Below are 15,644 nucleotides of genomic sequence, written 5' to 3'. Positions count from 1 at the left end.
CCTGTTCAATGACCGGATGACCCCCGCTCCAGCCCTCCGCACGCACGACCTCCGCCTCCGACGCTGGAACCCCGCCTCGGACGCCGACGTCGAGACATTCCTGCGCGGCTGCTCCGACCCGGAGTTCCAGCGCTGGAACACCCCCCTGCGCCCCATCGCCACCCTCGCCGACGCCCGTGCCACCCTCCGTGCGAAGGCCGACGCGGCCGACGCCGGCACCGGCGTGGCGTTCTGCGTGGAGGACGCCGACAGCGCCACCCCGCTCGGTCACATCGGCGTGAGCCGGATCGACCGCGCCATGCGCTCCGCCACCGTCGGCTACTGGGTCCTCCCCGAGGCCCGCGGCCACGGCATCGCCACCCGCGCCCTGGCCGTCGCCACCCGCTGGGCGTTCACCGACCTCGCCCTGCACCGCCTCGAACTCGACCACGCCGTAGGCCACGACGTCTCCTGCAGGGTCGCCGAACGCTGTGGTTTCCGTTACGAGGGAACGCTGCGCGGCGCGATGTGGGAGGCGGGCCGCCGCGACGCCTTCCGCGACTGCCACCTGCACGCGCGCCTCGCCACCGACCCCGAGCCGCACGCCACCCCCAAGGCCGACCCCGACCCCCGGAAGGAACCCGCATGAGCGACTGGTGGAGCACCCCCGACCTCGACGCCTTCCTCGCCCGCGCCGGCGCCTTCCTGCACTCCCGTCCCGCCGCCCACACCCTCCCCCTCTCCGTGACCGACGCGCTGCGCCATCGCGGCCTGCATGCGTTCGGTGACGGCGAGCCCGTCTTCGGCGCCCTGGAGCGCGCCGGCACCGTCGAGGCGGTCTACGTCCGCACACCCCCGTGGCCCCTGAACGTGACCGCTCTCCCCGAGCCCGACACGGACGCCGACGCACTCGCCGCGCACTTGGCCGTCGAGGGCCTCGACCCGTCCGGCGTCATCGCCGACCAGGCCACGGCGGCGGCGTTCGCCAAGGCATGGCAGCACCACACCGGCGCGACGGGCAAGGTCGACAAGCGGCAACGTCTGTACCGCCTGGCCGAGTTGGCGGCACCCGACCCGGCACCGGCAGGAGGCCCCCGCGTCGCCACCGCCGGCGACCGCGCCCTGCTGGCCCGCTGGTTCACCGAGTTCGCGGAGGCCGTCGGAGAGTCCGTGCCGACCGATGCCGGGGCCTGGGCCGACGCACGGATCGCCTACGGCGGCGTCACCCTCTGGGAGACCCCGGACGGCACTCCGGTCGCCATGGCCGGCGTGACCCGTCTGGTCGCCGGACAGGTCCGGGTGGCCCCGGTCTACACCCCGGCCGACCTGCGCGGCCGCGGCTACGGGGGCGCCGCCACCGCCGAGGTCAGCCGTGCCGCGCTCGCCGCCGGCGCCGACGAGGTGCTCCTGTTCACCGACCTGGCCAATCCCACCAGCAACGCCCTCTACCAGCGGATCGGCTACCGCCCGGTGGCCGACTTCACGGTGTGGGAGTTCGCAACGGCGGCCGATGCCGCGGCCGAAGACGCCGCCGCCGGTGCAGTCACGGCCACAGCAACCCCCTGACCCACTCGCCCCCGCCCTCCCGCCGGTACACCACGCGCACGTGCCGCCGAGCCTCGTCCCCCTGGAAGAACTCCACTTCCTCGGGCCGCAGCCGGTACAGCGTCCACGTCGGAGCCTGGGCGTCCGGCTCCCGCCGGGCCCGGTCCCACGCGGCCTGCGAAACGCGCCGCAGTTCCTCGACGGACTCCAGCGGCGCGCTCTGCCGCCCGGTGAGCGCGGCCGCCAGCGCGCCGGTGGAGCGGGCGTGCAGGTCCGCCTGCGCCTGCGCCGGCGGTGCCACGGTCACCGGTCCACGCACCCGCACCTGCCGGCCCAGCACCGGCCAGTAGAAACAGAGGGCGGCATACGGCCGTACGGCGAGCTGGCGGCCCTTGCGGCTGACGGCGTGGGAGGCGAAGGCCCAGCCGTCGGCGTCGGCGCCGTGCAGCATGACGATCCGTACGTCCGGGCGGCCCTCCGCGTCCGCGGTGGCCAGCGACATGGTGTGCGGCTCCGGCTGCCCGGCCGCCACCGCGTCCGCGAACCACTCCTCGAAGAGGGCGAGCGGCTCGGCGGGGGCGATGTCCGGGTCGAGGTGCGGCAGCCGCGTCACCTCCGGGTCCCATACCCGAAGTGACCTCAGCAGCTCGTGCAGGTGGGTTGCCATGAGCGGAAGTATCGCCGGGGCGCGAAGATCACCGGACGGTAACCTCGGCCCGGTGCGCCTGATACCCGACGACCCGTTCCCCGAGATCGGTCACCCCTTCACCACCGCCGTCAGCGCCGACGGCCGCTGGCTGGCGGTCAGTTGCCTGGTGTTCGATCGCGCCGACCGCGCCGGGCACGGCCGTGTCGCGGTGTACCGGACCGCCGATCTGGCCCTGTGGGACCAGCTCCGGGTGGACGGAGGCATCGAGACGCTCGCCTTCCATCCGCGGCTGCCCGTCCTCGCCGTCGGCACGGAGTACGGGGACGAGTTCGAGCGCCGGGGCGCGCTGTATGTGTACGAGGCCGACTCGCGCCGCCGGACCGGCATGGCCGTCGCCGGTGCCGGGGTCGTCCATGTGCGCTGGCGGGACGCCCGGCGGCTGGAGGTGACGTTCGCCGAACCCGTCGTCGACTTCGAGGACCCCGGCCGGGACACCCACACCCGCTCCACCGTCGTACGCGAGGACTGGTCCGGCGTGCGTGCCGAGGACCTCGCCGCGCCGCTCGGCCGGCCGCGTACGCAGGCCGTGATCGACTGGAGCCGGATGAAGGGCCCCGAGATCAGGCATCCGCAGCAGTACCTCGCCTCGCTCGCCGCCGAGCACGAACGGGCCTGGAGCCACCGCTCCGGCGTGACCGTCGTGGAGTCGCTGCGCGACGGCCGGGTGCTCGCCGCCCTGAGCAGCGGGACCCTGCTGGAGTGCTGGTCGCCGGAGGGCACCCTGCTGTGGTCGGTGCCGGAGCCGGAGGAGTCCTTCCACCGCAACGGAGGCCACCTCTACGTCTCCCCGGATCAGGAGAGCGCCTGGGTGACCGTCCGCTACGGCGACAGCGCCAACCCGACCACCTTCCTGCGCCGCCTCGCGCTCACCGACGGCAGCCGGCTGGCCGAGCACAAGCTCGACTTCCCCGTCGCCCTCGCATGGCGAGCCGACGGCGCCTGGGTCGCCCGCGACTCCCGCGACATCTTCCCCGGCCCGCGCTGGCCGCCGTACGACAGCGTCGTGTACACCCCGAGCGGGCGGCGCCTGGCGGAGCTGCCGCTGGGGGAGAGCGACGGTTCGTTCGACCTGCGGGTGCGCCGCTCGCCGCACCTGCTGGTCCTGCGGGGTCACGGCGCGGCGGGAACCCGCACGGAACACCTGGACAAGTGGGTCGTCCGCCTCTCCCCGGCCGGCGCCGAGCGGCTCTTCCCGTTGTCCTGGGACGGCACGCTCGGCCCGTACCTGCGCGCGGGGGCCGCCGTGTACGTCGACGACGCGGCCGGACCGGGGCTCGTGCACGCCTGTACGGTCCGCGACCACGGACACCTCGTGCGCCGCGCCTTCCCGGGAGGCGACCTGCTGTGGGCGCACCGCTTCGACGCCCGGGTCACCGGCGTCGACGTGCACGACGGCCACCTGTACGTGGTCACGGGCGCCTGTGAGCTGCTCACCCTGCGCGCCGTGGACGGCACCGTCGTACGGCGTACGCCCCTCACCCTCGGCGGGCACACCTACGCCCCGACCTGCCTGACCGCCGCCGGGAACGGTCTGCTGGTGATCGGGACGGTGGAGGGCCGGCTGCTGACGGTGCCTGGCCGGCCCTGACGGCGGCCCGACGGGGCCGTCCTCACAGCGTGGCCAGGCGCTCCACCAGCAGGAACGCGCCGATGCCCAGCATCGCCGCGCCCGACGTCCGGGTGACCGCGCGGGCGGCGGCGGGCCGGGCGCCCAGCACGGCACGGGCCAGCACGCCGACCGCCAGGTAGACGGCGGCGCAGCACGCCATGTGCAGCACGCCCAGGACCGCGGTCTGCGCCGGTACGGGCAGGCGGGCGCCGTGGACGGTGAGGAACTGGGGCAGGACGGAGAGGTAGAGCAGCAGTCCCTTGGGGTTCAGGCCGCTGATCGCGGCGCCTCGGCCGAAGACCCGCAGGCCGCCCTGCGCGTCCACCGACTCCCCGGCGTCCGGTGTCGCGGGCCGCCGCAGCACGTTCCAGCCCAGCCACACCAGGTACCCCGCGCCCACCACGGTCAGCGCGGTCAGCAGCGCCGGAGACCCCGCGACGAGCACCGCGAGCCCCGCCGCCGCCAGCGCCGTGTGCAGCGCGTACCCCGCCACCAGACCGGCCACGGCGAGCGTCACCTTGCGGCCGCCGAGGCCCGCGGCGATCGCGTACGCCCAGTCGGCGCCCGGTACGCAGACCAGCAGGAAGTCCAGGGCGAGAAAGGAGAGGAGGGTTGCGGAGTCCATACCGGGGACATTAGGCGCGATCCGCCCGAAGGTGTTCCCGAAATTTGCCCACCCTCTCGTACGTCAGGGGAAGATTTCCCTCATGGACGACGTGGACCGGAAAATCCTTGCAGAGCTCCAGCAGGACGGGCGGCTGACCGTGACCGAGCTGGCCGCGCGGGTGCGGCTGAGCGTCTCGCCCTGCCATCGGCGGCTGCGCGAGCTGGAGCGGTCGGGGGCGATCAGCGGGTACCGGGCGATGGTGGACCCGGCGGCGGTGGGGCTGACCTTCGAGGCGCTGGTCTTCGTCTCGATGCGGCAGGAGGACCGGGAGACGGTCGCCGGCTTCGAGCGGGCCCTCCAGGAGGTGCCGGAGGTGGTGGAGGCGCAGCGGCTGTTCGGCGAACCGGACTACCTGCTCCGTGTGGTCGCCGCGGACCTCGCGGCCTACCAGCGCCTCTACGACGACCGCCTGGCCACCCTCCCGGGCGTCCAGCGCCTGACGTCCACGCTGGTGATGAAACACGTGGTCAAGGACCGTCCCCTGCCGTGACGCTGCGCTGGCTTTGGCGGGGCGGCGCTGCCCGCCCCGGGTTGCACCGCCCCCCCGTGCCGGGTGCGGTGTCGGACGTGGTGTGATGCGCCGTGTTCCGTCCGCGGCGCCGTCGTGGCTGGTCGTGCCCGCGCGGCGGAGCCTGGACCGCCCGCTGTCAGCGGCCCGGGACAGGGCAGACCCCGGGGCGCCGCGGGGGCGGATACGCGGCAGGCGGTGGTCCACCTGGGTGGACCACCGCCTGGCAGACAGGACTTGGGGGGTGAGGGAAGGGGCCGGGCGGGGCTACCGGGTCGGCTTCTTGCCGGTGACGCCCAGGTGTACCAACAGTGCGAGGTTCGGCCTCAGTTCGGCCTGCTTCACACCCCACGCGGTGAAACCCTTCTGGTGGGAGGCGACCGCCGCGAGCATCGCGACGAGCGCGCCGGCGATCGCCGCGGGGTTCACGTCCTTGTCGATCCTGCCCTTGGCCTGCAGCTCGGAGATCGACTCCGCGAGGGAGCCGTTCACCGCGGTGAGGATCTTCGTGCGGATCTTGTTGAACCGCTTGTCGCCCTCGGCGGCGCCGAGATCGATCACGCGCAGGATCGCGTCGTTCTGGCGCCAGAACTCGAGGAAGCCGTCGACGAGTTCCTGCGCGCTCTGCCAGCCGGCCTTGCCGGCCCAGGACCGGCCCTTCACCAGCTCGGCCAAGACGGCGCCCTCGGCGGTCATTTGGTCGGCGAGCTCCAGGACGGCGCCTTCGACGTCCGGGAAGTACTGGTAGAACGTCGCGGGCGAAGTGCCCGCCTTCCGGGCCACGTCGATGACCTTGACGTCCCGGTACGGAGAGGAGCTGAGCATCTCGCTGAGGCAGTCGAGCAGCTTCTGGCGGGTCGCCTGCCCTCGCCGGCCGGCCACACGGCCGTCGACGGTACGCACTTGTCCTGTCATGCCGTCAGCTTACCGAGGGGGTGTCGGAGCGCGATTTGGCCGACTGCAAATGGGGTGCACGGGGGTGCGGAGGCTGGTGTGCCTGGTCTGCGCGGTGCGCGCGGTCCCGTTACTTTGGCGGCATGGCCGAAAACAGCGCATCCGCGTACCCCGAGGGCGCCCCTTGCTGGGTGGACGCCCAGCTGCCGGACGTGGAGGCGGGCAAGCGGTTCTACGGTGAGCTTTTCGGGTGGACCTTCGAGTCCGCCCACGGCGACTCGGTGTGGGCCCGGCTGGACGGGGAACCGGTTGCCGCGCTGGCCCGCAAGACCGACGGGCGGCTGCCCACCGTGTGGACCGTCCACTTCGCCACCCCCGACGCCGGGGCGCTCTGCCGCCGTATCCGGGAGGCCGGCGGGCAGGTGGTCACCGCGCCCATGGAGGTCGGCGAGCTGGGCGTCGCGGCCCTGGCGGTCGATCCCGAGGGTGCCGTCTTCGGTCTGTGGCAGCCGGGCAGCCACTCCGGCTTCGGTGGCGGCCGGGCCGAGGCCGAGGGCAGCTTCGCCTGGGTGGAGCTGTACGCCCGGGACACCGCCGCAGCCAACGCCTTCTACGGCGACCTCTTCCACGACGCCCTGTTCGGACCCGGCGCCGAGCCCCGCTTCGGCCGCGCCCCGGTCTCCGACGTCTTCCCCGCCGAGATGCCGCCGCACTTCCTGGTCCACTTCCGCGTGCAGGACTGCGCGGAGGCGCTCGGCCGGGTGCAGCGGCTCGGCGGCCGGGTGCAGGCGGATCCGTTCACGACGTCCTACGGCACGGTGGCGGTGGTCATCGACGACCAGGGAGCGTCGTTCGCGCTGCTGGAGCGGCCGCGAAGCGATGCCGGGCAGCGGCCGTGAGCACGTCCGGAGTGCCGATTTAGTCCTGAAATGATACGAGACACCCCTCCTGTCACCTGGTTCGCAACCGGTGCCCGGGCCAGGAAGAATCGGGGTGCGTGCCGCCACGGCGGTGCGGTGGTGAGACGCTGCACTTCGGCCGTGTCCACAAGCAGGTGGTACGCGGCTCGTACGGGGAGGTGGCAGGCAAGTGGTGGATCAGCTGACGCAGCACGATCCGCGGCGGATCGGGCCGTTCGAGGTGCTGGGACGGCTGGGTGCCGGCGGCATGGGGCTGGTCTATCTGGCACGCTCGGCGTCCGGCCGGCGCGTGGCGATCAAGACGGTACGCACCGAACTGGCCGAGGACCAGCTGTTCCGGGTCCGCTTCACGCGCGAGGTGGAGGCGGCCCGCGCGGTCTCCGGCTTCTACACGGCGGCCGTCGTCGACGCCGACCCGCGCGCCGCGGTGCCGTGGCTGGCCACCGCGTACGTGCCCGCGCCCTCCCTCGAGGAGATAGTGAACGAGTGCGGGCCGCTGCCGGCCCAGGCGGTGCGCTGGCTGGCGGCCGGTGTCGCCGAGGCGCTGCAGTCCATCCACGGGGCGGGCCTGGTCCACCGCGACCTGAAGCCCTCCAACGTCCTCGTCGTCGAGGACGGCCCCCGGGTGATCGACTTCGGCATCGCCTCCGGTGTGTCGAACACCCGTTTGACGATGACGAACGTCGCCGTCGGCACCCCCGCCTACATGTCCCCCGAGCAGGCCAAGGACTCCCGCAGCGTCACCGGCGCCAGCGACGTGTTCTCCCTCGGCTCCACCCTGGTCTTCGCCGCCACCGGTCACCCGCCCTTCCACGGCGCCAACCCGGTCGAGACCGTCTTCATGCTGCTGCGCGAAGGCCCCGACCTGGAGGGCCTCCCCGACGAGCTGCGTCCGCTGATCGAGTCCTGCATGCAGATGGAGGCCACGGCCCGCCCCACCCCGGCCGATCTCCAGGCCCAGCTCGCCCCGCACCTGTTCGGCTCCGGCTCCGACGACAGCGGTACGGCCTCGGCGTGGCTGCCCGAGAAGGCCGTCGCCCTGATCGAGACCCGCCGCGGCGGCCGCCCCGCCGCCAAGCCGGCCCCGGCCGGCCCGCGCAGCGGCGGCCGGGGCGGCTCCGCCGGCGGCCAGGGCGCGGCCGCCATCCCGCCGCCGCCTCCGCACGCCCCCGTCGTCCCCGCACCGCCGGTCTCCGTGGGCGCGCCCGACACCGGCCCGGTCCGGCTGGCCGGCGCCGCCGTGCCGATCGGCCCGGGTCCCCGCGTCGCCGACCTGCGTGCCGCCGCGGTCAAGGCGCCGGCGCCCGAGGCCGCCCTCGCCGCCTCCTGGTCCAGGCCGCGCCCCGGCGTGGGCGGTGCCGACCCGGCCGTACCGAATCCGCCGCCGGCGCCGCCGGAGCCGCAGACGGGCTGGCGGCCGTGGCGTTTCCGCATGTCGAACGACGTCTGGGGCACCCCGGCCGTCGCCGACGACCTGGTCTACGTCACCTCCTTCGAGGTGCACGCCCTCGACGTGGCCACCGGCCGGCGCCGCTTCAAGACCCGCGACGTCGCCTGGTCCATGGCGGTGGCCGACGGCCGGGTCCACGCCTCCGACGGCCCCACCCTCTTCGCCCTCGACGCCCGCACGGGCAGCGACCTGTGGCGGTTGCAGACCGACGCGTGGGTGTACTCCCTCAAGGCCGGGCGCGGCACGGTCGTCACCGGCACCCGAGGCGGCGGTGTCCAGGCCTGGGAGGCGTCGAGCGGGCAGAAGCTGTGGGAGGTCACCGGCGTCCAGACCGACTTCGAGTCGCCCGAGGCCGGCCCCGCCCTGCACGAGGGCACCGTCTACGTCTGGCAGGACGCCCGCCTGCGCGCTCTCGACGCCCGCACCGGCGACGAGCGCTGGTCGTACCCCATCGGTGACGCGGCCTCCTGCGGCGGCGTCCCGCTGCGCCTCACCCAGGCCCCCGACGGTTACGTCTACGTCAGCGCCGGCACCCGCGTGGTCGCCGTGGACGTGGCGAGCGGCATGGTGCGCTGGCACTTCGAGGCGCCCGCGGTGTTCCTCTCCCCGCCGGCCTTCGTACCGGGCCCGGCGGTGACCGGCGGCGGGGTGTACCTGGCGGACTACCTCGGCACGGTGTACGCCCTCGACGCCACCGACGGCCGCGACCGCTGGCGCATCGCGACCGAGTCCCGTGCCTCCGTCGAACCGGTCCTGGTCGTCGCCGGTCACGTCCACGTCGGCAGCGGCAAGGGGCTGTACACGCTGGACGCGGTGACCGGTACGCCCAAGTGGCGCTTCCAGGCGGGCGGCGACATCGTGGGCGCGCCCGCGGTGGCCGAGGGCCGCATCCACTTCGGCTCCACGGACCACTTGCTGTACACGCTGAAGGCCGACGACGGCCGGCTGCGCTGGAAGCTCGCCACGGGCGGGGAGATCACCGGCTCGCCCCTGGTGCGGGACGGCGTGGTGTACGCGTGCAGCAAGGACCGCTGCGTGTACGCGCTGGACGCGGAGAAGGGAACGGGGACGGCGCGGACGGCGTGAGGCACGCCCCGTGACCGGGGACGGCCGTCGTGCGGGCGCACGGAAGGGGTTCCGGACGGCGGCCGTCGCATCGGGGAGCAGCCCTGTTCACCGCTCTCACGGCAGACGCTACGCCGGGTGCGGGACGGTCGCCACGCGGTGACATGTCCGTGACCAGCTGCCCCTAGGGTGACCCCATGAGCAGATGGGGTCGCGAGTTCAGGTTCCTGACCGTGTCGGCGCTGATGGTCCTGTCGCTGACCGGCTTCTCCACGGGCAGCCACAGCAGCAGCGGCGGCAGCAGTGGTGGCAGCAAGGTCAGCAAGTCCAAGTCCGGCTCCAGCAGGAGCGGCAAGAGCGGGAGCGGCAGGCACAGTTCGGGCGGTGGCGGCTGCAGCAGCTCGCACCAGGACCACGACGCCTACGACGACGAAGACGACACGTCGGGCGACGACACGTACGACGACACCACGGACGCGACCGAAGCCACCACGATGCCTCCGCAGGGCGCGATCGTGAGGCTGGTGAGCTGCGCGACGAGGAAACAGCCGTACGCCATGGTGGAGTTGCGCAACCCCAACGCCCAGGACGGCACCTTCGAGCTGCGGATCAGCTTCCTGGACGCCAAGGGCAAGCTGGTCGACTCCGAACTGGACCACGTCGAGGTTCCCGCCAACGGAACGGTCGCCACGAAGGAGTACGTCGTCGGCAACGTCTCGGCGGTCCGCCGCTGCCAGGTCCCCGACCTGGCGGACCCGGTGACGTCGACTCCGTGAACCCGGAGAGCCGACGTCGCCGGACATGCCTCGGCCGCGGCGGCTCCCCCTCCGTGCCGCCGCGGCCGTACCCCCGCGGGTGGTGGTCTGTCAGGCCTCTTCGCTCGTGATGTGAGTGTCGAGCGGCTTGATGACCGTGCCGCCGTCGGCCTTCGCGTCCGTGATGTGCGTGTCGAGCGGCTTGACGGTGCCCGCGTCGGCGTCGGTGATGTGGGTGTCGAGCGGCGTGACGGTGCCGTCGGTCTTCTTGTCTGCGGCCATGTTCAACTCCTGTGGCTGGGGACGAGACCCGCCCGGCGACTCCCCCGAGGACGCCGGGCGGGCAGGTCAGGGCCGTTCACCCTAGCGGTGGGCCCTCGGCGGCGATCCGTCTGCCCCCCGACGCGACGCATCGACCACCATCAGGGTGCAGGGCGGCGATAAACGAACGATGAACGCCGGCGGTTGCGGCCCTAGGCGGCGGCCACCGGGGCGAGGAGGCCTCGTACCTCGGCCAGCTCCGGCGAGTCCAGGGTCTCGTAGATGGCCAGCGCCTCGCGCCAGCAGGCCTGGGCGCGGTCGATCTGGCCGACCCCGTGCAGGGCCCGGCCCAGGACGGTGAGGACGTTCCCGCGACGCCATTCCCCTCCGATGCCGCGCAGGACGGCGAGAGACTGTTCCGCGAGGGCGGCGGCTTGCGCCGGCTTTTGTTCGCTGAGGCGTACTTCGGCGATCCGGAAGATGCTCATGCCCTCCCAGAGGCGCTGACGGCTGTCCCGGAAGACCTCGAGAGCCTCGCTCAGCTGCTCTGCCGCGTCGGCCAGTTCACCGGCCTGGGCGAGCGCCAGTCCCAGGGCGTACCGGCCGTTGGCGCCGCGCAGGGTGTGCCCGAGGTGGTCGTAGATCTCGACGCCCTGGCGCGCGAGTTCGATCGCGCTCTGGGTCTGGCCCATGGCGAGGTGGGAACGGGAGAGGTTGCACAGGGCGCTGGCCTGGCCGGCCAGGTTGCCGTCCGACCGGAAGTTGGTGATGGCCTCCTGCAGATAGGTGGCCCCTTCGGCGTGCTGGCCACGGTAGACCGCGATGACGCCCCGGTGGTTCGGCACCCAGCTGTTCAGGGCCGGATCGGTCACCGTGCGGGCCAGCGCCGCCGCTCGGCTCACTTCCTCGTCGGCCTGGGCGAACCGTCCTGCCGCCAGGTGGGACTCGGTCAGGGTGGTCCGCGCCCGTCCTTCGGCCTGGGCGTCGCCCGCCGCCCGGGCGGCGTCGCGCGCGGCCGTGGCGACCACCTCGTAGCCACGGGAGTTGGCCCCGGACTCCGCCAGGTCCTTCACCGCCCACAGCAGATCCACCGCCCGCCGCAGCATCGGCCCCCGCGCGCACTGCTGCACCAGCGCCAGCACGGTGTGTGCCTCCGCGTACAGCCAGTCCTGTGCCGCGTGCCGGTCCTCGAAGGTCAGGCCCGGGTACTCCGTGCCCGCCAAGTGGTCCACCAGCCGGTCGCCGGGCCGTTCGATCGCGTACACGCCTGCCGCCGTGGACAGGTAGAAGTCCAGGAGGCGGGAGACGGCCGCCTCCCGTTCCCGTGGCGGCCACTCGTCGCGTTCCGCGCAGGCGCGGGCGTAGAGGCGGACCAGGTCGTGGAAGCGGTAGCGGCCGGGGGCCGCGGATTCCAGCAGGGACGTGTCGACCAGGGACTCCAGGAGGTCTTCCGTCTCCTCGACCGGCAGGTCCAGGACCGCCGCGGCCGCCGCGAGCGAGATGTCGGGGCCGTCGGCCAGGCCCAGCAGGCGGAAGGCGCGGGCCTGGGCCGGTTCCAGCTGGCCGTAGCCCAGTTCGAACGTCGCCTTCACCGCCAGGTCTCCGGCCTGGAGCTCGTCCAGGCGCCGGCGTTCGTCGGCGAGCTTGGCCGCCAGGACCGAGACGGTCCAGGTGCGGCGGGCCGCCAGACGGGACGCCGCGATGCGGATCGCCAGCGGCAGGAAGCCGCACGCCGCGACCACGTCCAGCGCCGCATCGCGCTCCGACCCCACCCGCTCCTCGCCCACGATCCTCGTGAACAGGGCCAGCGCCTCGTCGGGCGCCATCACGTCGAGGTCGACCAGGTGCGCCCCGGCCAGGTCCAGCATGCGCACCCGGGAGGTCACCAGCGCCGCGCACCCCTCGGTGCCCGGCAGCAGCGGACGCACCTGGGCCGCGTCGCGGGCGTTGTCCAGCAGGACCAGGACACGGCGGCCGTCGAGCACCGAGCGGTACAGCGCCGCCCGTTCCTCCAGGGAGTCCGGGATCGCGGAGTCCGCCGTGCCGAGGGCGCGCAGGAAGGAGCCGAGGACCGTCTCGGGTTCGGCGGCCCGCGGACCGGCGCCCTGCAGGTCGACGTACAACTGGCCGTCGGGGAAGGCCGCGCGGGCCTGGTGGGCGACGTGCACCGCCAGCGTCGTCTTGCCGACGCCGCCGATGCCGGCCAGCGCCGACACGGCCATCACCCGGCCCTCGGCGGACGCGAGGATCTCGCCCAGTTCGCGCACGAAGGCGCTGCGGCCCGTGAAGTCCGGGACGGTGGCAGGCAGTTGGGCGGGCCTGGGCCGCGGCGTCACCGGCTCGGTGGGGGCCGAGGCAGGCTCCGCCAGCGCCGGGTCGGCGCGCAGGATCCGCTGCTGCAGCTCCCGCAGGCCGGGGCGCGGGTCCACGCCCAGCTCCTCGGCGAGCAGCCGGCGGGTGTCTGCGTACACCGCGAGGGCCTCCGCCTGACGGCCGCTGCGGTAGAGGGCCAGCATCAGCAGTTCGCGCAGCCGCTCGCGCAGGGGGTGGGCGGCCGTGAGAGCCGTCAGCTCCGAAACCGCCTCGGCGTGGCAGCCCTGCTCCAGATCCATGTCCAGCCGGGATTCGAGCAGTTGCAGCCGCCACTCCTCCAGGCGGACCCGCTGCGCCTCCGCGTACGGGCCCGGTACTCCCGCCAGCGCCTCCCCGTCCCACAGAGCGAGCGCCCGGCGCAGTACCTCACGGGCGTGGCGCAGGTCCCCGGCCGCCCGGGCCTTGTCCGCCTCGGCCGTCAGGTCCCGCGCGACCGCCAGGTCGAGCGTGCGCGGGCCGCGGATGGCGTAGCCGCCGGACTCGCTGACCAGCACGCCCGCGTCCAGGACCTTGCGCAGCCGGGAGGCGTAGGTGCGCAGCGCCGCCAGCGCCTGCGAGGGCGGCTCCTCGCCCCACACGGCGTCGATCAGCTCGGCGGCCGTGGCGGTGCGGCCCTCGCGCAGCAGCAGCGCGGCGAGCAGGGCGCGCTGCTGGGGGGAACCGGTCGCCAGCGGGTCCTCGCCGCGCCAGGCCCGCACCGGGCCGAGCACGCCGAAACGCAAGGCCGCCGACTCCGCCGCGGAGTCAGGGCGCCTCTGCTCCGGCACCCGCGGAACACCGTCCATCGCCGTCCCCCCTGGAGATCCCGAGCAACCCCGTCAGTTTGCCTTGTTCATGGCGGATGCGTCAGCCGTGGGAGACGCCGATCACAGGGCGCCGGGCGGGCGGTCACAGGACCCACACAAACGGCCCCGCACGAGCAGCGGCCCCAAACGGCCCGGGAGCGGTCAGTCCAGGTCGACCCGGACCGTGAGCAGATCGGTCCCGAAGACCCGCACCCCGACGCTGTTGACGCGCGGCAGGCCGCGCAGCCGGGCGAGGGGGTCGTCGTCGGGCATGAGGTGGGCGGTGCCGGTGTACCAGCGGCCGCGCAGGCGGACCCGTACCCGCGGGTCCGCCTGGATGTTGCGCACGTACTGGGAGCGCGTGCCGAACTCGGACACCAGCCAGAAGGAGTCGCCGGTCCGCCGCCCGCCCACCGGCGTCTGCCGGGGCAGCCCGGAGACCCGCCCCCTCGTCTCCAGCACCGTCTGCGTGGGCAGCCGGCGCAGCACCGGGTTGAGGCGGCGCTGGAACGCCGTGGTGTACCGGTGGCGGAGATCGGCGAGGCGGGACACGGACACTCCAGTCGCAGGTCAGCGGTGGCCGAGGAAGACGGGGTTGGTGAACGCGGCGAGCGCGCCGGGCAGCGGACCCGCGGCCGTCTCGTGCCGCACCTCGGCGCGGACGTAGGCAGCGTACGACGGGGTGGTCCGCCACTCCACGGTGCCCGCGCCCGACAGCGGCAGCGGGGCGCTGGTGAACAGCACGCCCTGGTCGGTGACGAACCGGACGGTACAGCGCGGGGCGCCCGAGACCTCCAGGCGCACGGTCACCGGGGTGTCCCGGTCCACTTCCAGCCGTTCACCGATGCCGGCGTGCTTCCCGCGTCCGCCGCTCGCCCCGAAGGACAGCGTGACCTGCGCGGACTCGGCGACGTAGGAGCGGCCGGCGCGGATGCCCGCCTGGATCGCCTCCCGGGTCAGGTCGTCGGCGAGGACGACGGTCTGCGGCATGCCCACGGGGTCCGGGTCGCGGTGGGCGTCGCTGTTGCCCATCGCCGGGATCCACTCGCGTCCCTCGCGCACGGAGGCGACGAGCATGCTGTCCCAGTCGGCGAGTGCCACCTCGTCGTCCGGGGTGTACGCCCCGTTCCACACCTCGATCGCGTCGGCGTCACCGAAGCCGAACTTCCAGTTGCAGCCGACGCAGGTGGCGTGCGGATGCGCGGGGACGACGAGACCGCCGGCCTGGCGGACGCGGCGGGCGAACCTCCCGAACCGGTTGTCGCGGGCCCGGTAGCGCCAGTCGACGAAGGTGCCCGGGTCGGTGCCGAGGGCCACGACGTGACCGTTGCGGGTGGTGATCTCCTCGCCGAGCATCACCAGCAGGTCGTCGCCGGCCACGTCCGCCCAGTGCGGGTGGGAGGAGTTCGTGTTGTGGTCGGAGGTGTTGATGAAGTCCAGGCCGGCGGCCCGGGCGAGGGCGCCGATCTCGGCGGGGGTGCGGCGGCCGTCGGAGTGCCAGGAGTGCAGGTGGCAGTCGCCGCGGTACCAGGCCCGGCCCCGCCCCTTGGCGCGCTCGGGCGGGTGGACGGGCTCCGGCGTCTCGCCGGGCTCGCCGTAGGTGAGCGTGATGGTCAGCTCGTATGTCAGACCCTGCGGGGCCACCGTGTAGGGGCCGAGCGCGACGTGCCAGGTGCCCGCGCGCACCGGGCCGGGCAGGTAGCCGGGGGTGGCGTCGTCGGCGCGCACGAAGAACTCCGTGCGGGCGCCGCCCGACCAGCCGCGGAAGCCCTTGCCGCCGAGGTCGGTGCCGCGTTCGTCGAAGACACCGATGTCGAGCGCGTTGCCCGCCGTGCCGGCCGGCACCGCGGGCTTGTCGTAGGTGTAGGAGACCCTGATCTCCCGTACGCCGGGCGGCACTTCGACCGGGACGTACACGAAGTCGGGGGCGCCCGGGGGCAGCGTGCCGCGCACGGTCCGCGTCACCTGGCCGCCCGGGCCTCCGTCGGCCGCTGAAGCGAAGGTCACGCTTCCCAACGTAAGCGCGGCGGCCGCTCCCGTCACGAACAGGGCGCGTCTGCCGAAGGCGTTTCCGTCTGCTCTGTCGTCACACATGGCCGCCACTGTGCCGGGCGGGCGTGAACT

Annotated in this window: 14 protein-coding genes; 7 read left to right on the top strand and 7 right to left on the bottom strand. The window is 73.9% G+C overall.

Annotated elements, in window-relative coordinates:
* Window positions 1-16 precede the first annotated feature (16 nt).
* The gene (locus ACZ67Q_RS22920) at window positions 17-628 is read left to right on the top strand and encodes a GNAT family N-acetyltransferase (RefSeq protein ID WP_471185058.1); all 612 of its coding nucleotides are present in this window, start codon (window positions 17-19) and stop codon (window positions 626-628) included.
* On the top strand, window positions 625-1,545 hold the full coding sequence (locus tag ACZ67Q_RS22915; protein WP_471185055.1) for a GNAT family N-acetyltransferase: 921 nt from the start codon (window positions 625-627) through the stop codon (window positions 1,543-1,545). Before ACZ67Q_RS22920 ends, ACZ67Q_RS22915 begins: the two co-directional genes overlap by 4 nt.
* Here the strand turns inward: ACZ67Q_RS22915 and ACZ67Q_RS22910 are convergent.
* A complete protein-coding gene (locus ACZ67Q_RS22910; RefSeq protein ID WP_471185052.1) occupies window positions 1,523-2,191 on the bottom strand; it encodes a pyridoxine/pyridoxamine 5'-phosphate oxidase in 669 nt (222 codons plus the stop codon). The two genes, ACZ67Q_RS22915 and ACZ67Q_RS22910, sit on opposite strands and share 23 nt — an antisense overlap.
* Before the next feature lie 52 nt (window positions 2,192-2,243).
* Here ACZ67Q_RS22910 and ACZ67Q_RS22905 point away from each other — a divergent pair, with 52 nt between their 5' ends.
* Window positions 2,244-3,821 (top strand): hypothetical protein, encoded by a 1,578-nt coding sequence (locus ACZ67Q_RS22905; protein WP_471185049.1) that lies wholly within the window; start codon window positions 2,244-2,246, stop codon window positions 3,819-3,821.
* A 22-nt stretch (window positions 3,822-3,843) separates the two neighbouring features.
* Here ACZ67Q_RS22905 and ACZ67Q_RS22900 read toward each other — a convergent pair whose 3' ends face one another.
* Entirely contained in the window at window positions 3,844-4,467 is a 624-nt protein-coding gene (locus ACZ67Q_RS22900; protein WP_471185046.1) for a LysE family translocator, read from the bottom strand.
* Between the two features lie 82 nt (window positions 4,468-4,549).
* On the opposite strand from ACZ67Q_RS22900, the gene ACZ67Q_RS22895 reads away from it, so the two are divergent.
* On the top strand, window positions 4,550-4,999 hold the full coding sequence (locus ACZ67Q_RS22895) for an Lrp/AsnC family transcriptional regulator (protein ID WP_471185043.1): 450 nt from the start codon (window positions 4,550-4,552) through the stop codon (window positions 4,997-4,999).
* Between the two features lie 285 nt (window positions 5,000-5,284).
* Here the strand turns inward: ACZ67Q_RS22895 and ACZ67Q_RS22890 are convergent, their stop codons facing one another.
* Window positions 5,285-5,920: a TetR family transcriptional regulator gene (locus ACZ67Q_RS22890; RefSeq protein ID WP_471185495.1), complete on the bottom strand. Its 636-nt coding sequence runs from the start codon at window positions 5,918-5,920 to the stop codon at window positions 5,285-5,287.
* A 134-nt stretch (window positions 5,921-6,054) separates the two neighbouring features.
* Here ACZ67Q_RS22890 and kbpA point away from each other — a divergent pair, with 134 nt between their 5' ends.
* From kbpA to ACZ67Q_RS22875, 3 genes are all read left to right on the top strand, one after another.
* Window positions 6,055-6,810 (top strand): AfsK-binding protein KbpA, encoded by a 756-nt coding sequence (kbpA, locus tag ACZ67Q_RS22885; protein ID WP_471185041.1) that lies wholly within the window; start codon window positions 6,055-6,057, stop codon window positions 6,808-6,810.
* Between the two features lie 190 nt (window positions 6,811-7,000).
* A complete protein-coding gene (gene afsK / locus ACZ67Q_RS22880; protein ID WP_471185038.1) occupies window positions 7,001-9,367 on the top strand; it encodes a protein serine/threonine kinase AfsK in 2,367 nt (788 codons plus the stop codon).
* A gap of 176 nt (window positions 9,368-9,543) precedes the next feature.
* On the top strand, window positions 9,544-10,122 hold the full coding sequence (locus ACZ67Q_RS22875; RefSeq protein ID WP_471185036.1) for a hypothetical protein: 579 nt from the start codon (window positions 9,544-9,546) through the stop codon (window positions 10,120-10,122).
* A 90-nt stretch (window positions 10,123-10,212) separates the two neighbouring features.
* On the opposite strand, the gene ACZ67Q_RS22870 is transcribed toward ACZ67Q_RS22875, so the two are convergent.
* The 4 genes from ACZ67Q_RS22870 to ACZ67Q_RS22855 all read right to left on the bottom strand — a co-directional run bounded on the left by ACZ67Q_RS22870 (window position 10,213) and on the right by ACZ67Q_RS22855 (window position 15,614).
* Window positions 10,213-10,383, bottom strand: a complete 171-nt coding sequence (locus tag ACZ67Q_RS22870) for a hypothetical protein (RefSeq protein ID WP_471185033.1) — start codon at window positions 10,381-10,383, stop codon at window positions 10,213-10,215.
* Window positions 10,384-10,574: 191 nt separating this feature from the next.
* Window positions 10,575-13,520 (bottom strand): SARP-family global regulator AfsR, encoded by a 2,946-nt coding sequence (gene afsR, locus ACZ67Q_RS22865; RefSeq protein ID WP_471185031.1) that lies wholly within the window; start codon window positions 13,518-13,520, stop codon window positions 10,575-10,577.
* A gap of 162 nt (window positions 13,521-13,682) precedes the next feature.
* Window positions 13,683-14,072 carry a nitroreductase/quinone reductase family protein gene (locus ACZ67Q_RS22860; RefSeq protein WP_471185029.1) on the bottom strand — a complete coding sequence of 130 codons (390 nt, stop codon included), beginning with the start codon at window positions 14,070-14,072 and terminating at the stop codon, window positions 13,683-13,685.
* 18 nt (window positions 14,073-14,090) lie between these two features.
* Window positions 14,091-15,614: a CehA/McbA family metallohydrolase gene (locus ACZ67Q_RS22855; protein WP_471185027.1), complete on the bottom strand. Its 1,524-nt coding sequence runs from the start codon at window positions 15,612-15,614 to the stop codon at window positions 14,091-14,093.
* Between the last annotated feature and the right edge of the window lie 30 nt (window positions 15,615-15,644).

The organism is Streptomyces sp. NPDC036813 (genome assembly GCF_055609245.1).
Note: the sequence above shows the minus strand (reverse complement) of the source record. Positions and strands in the feature narration are given on the sequence as shown.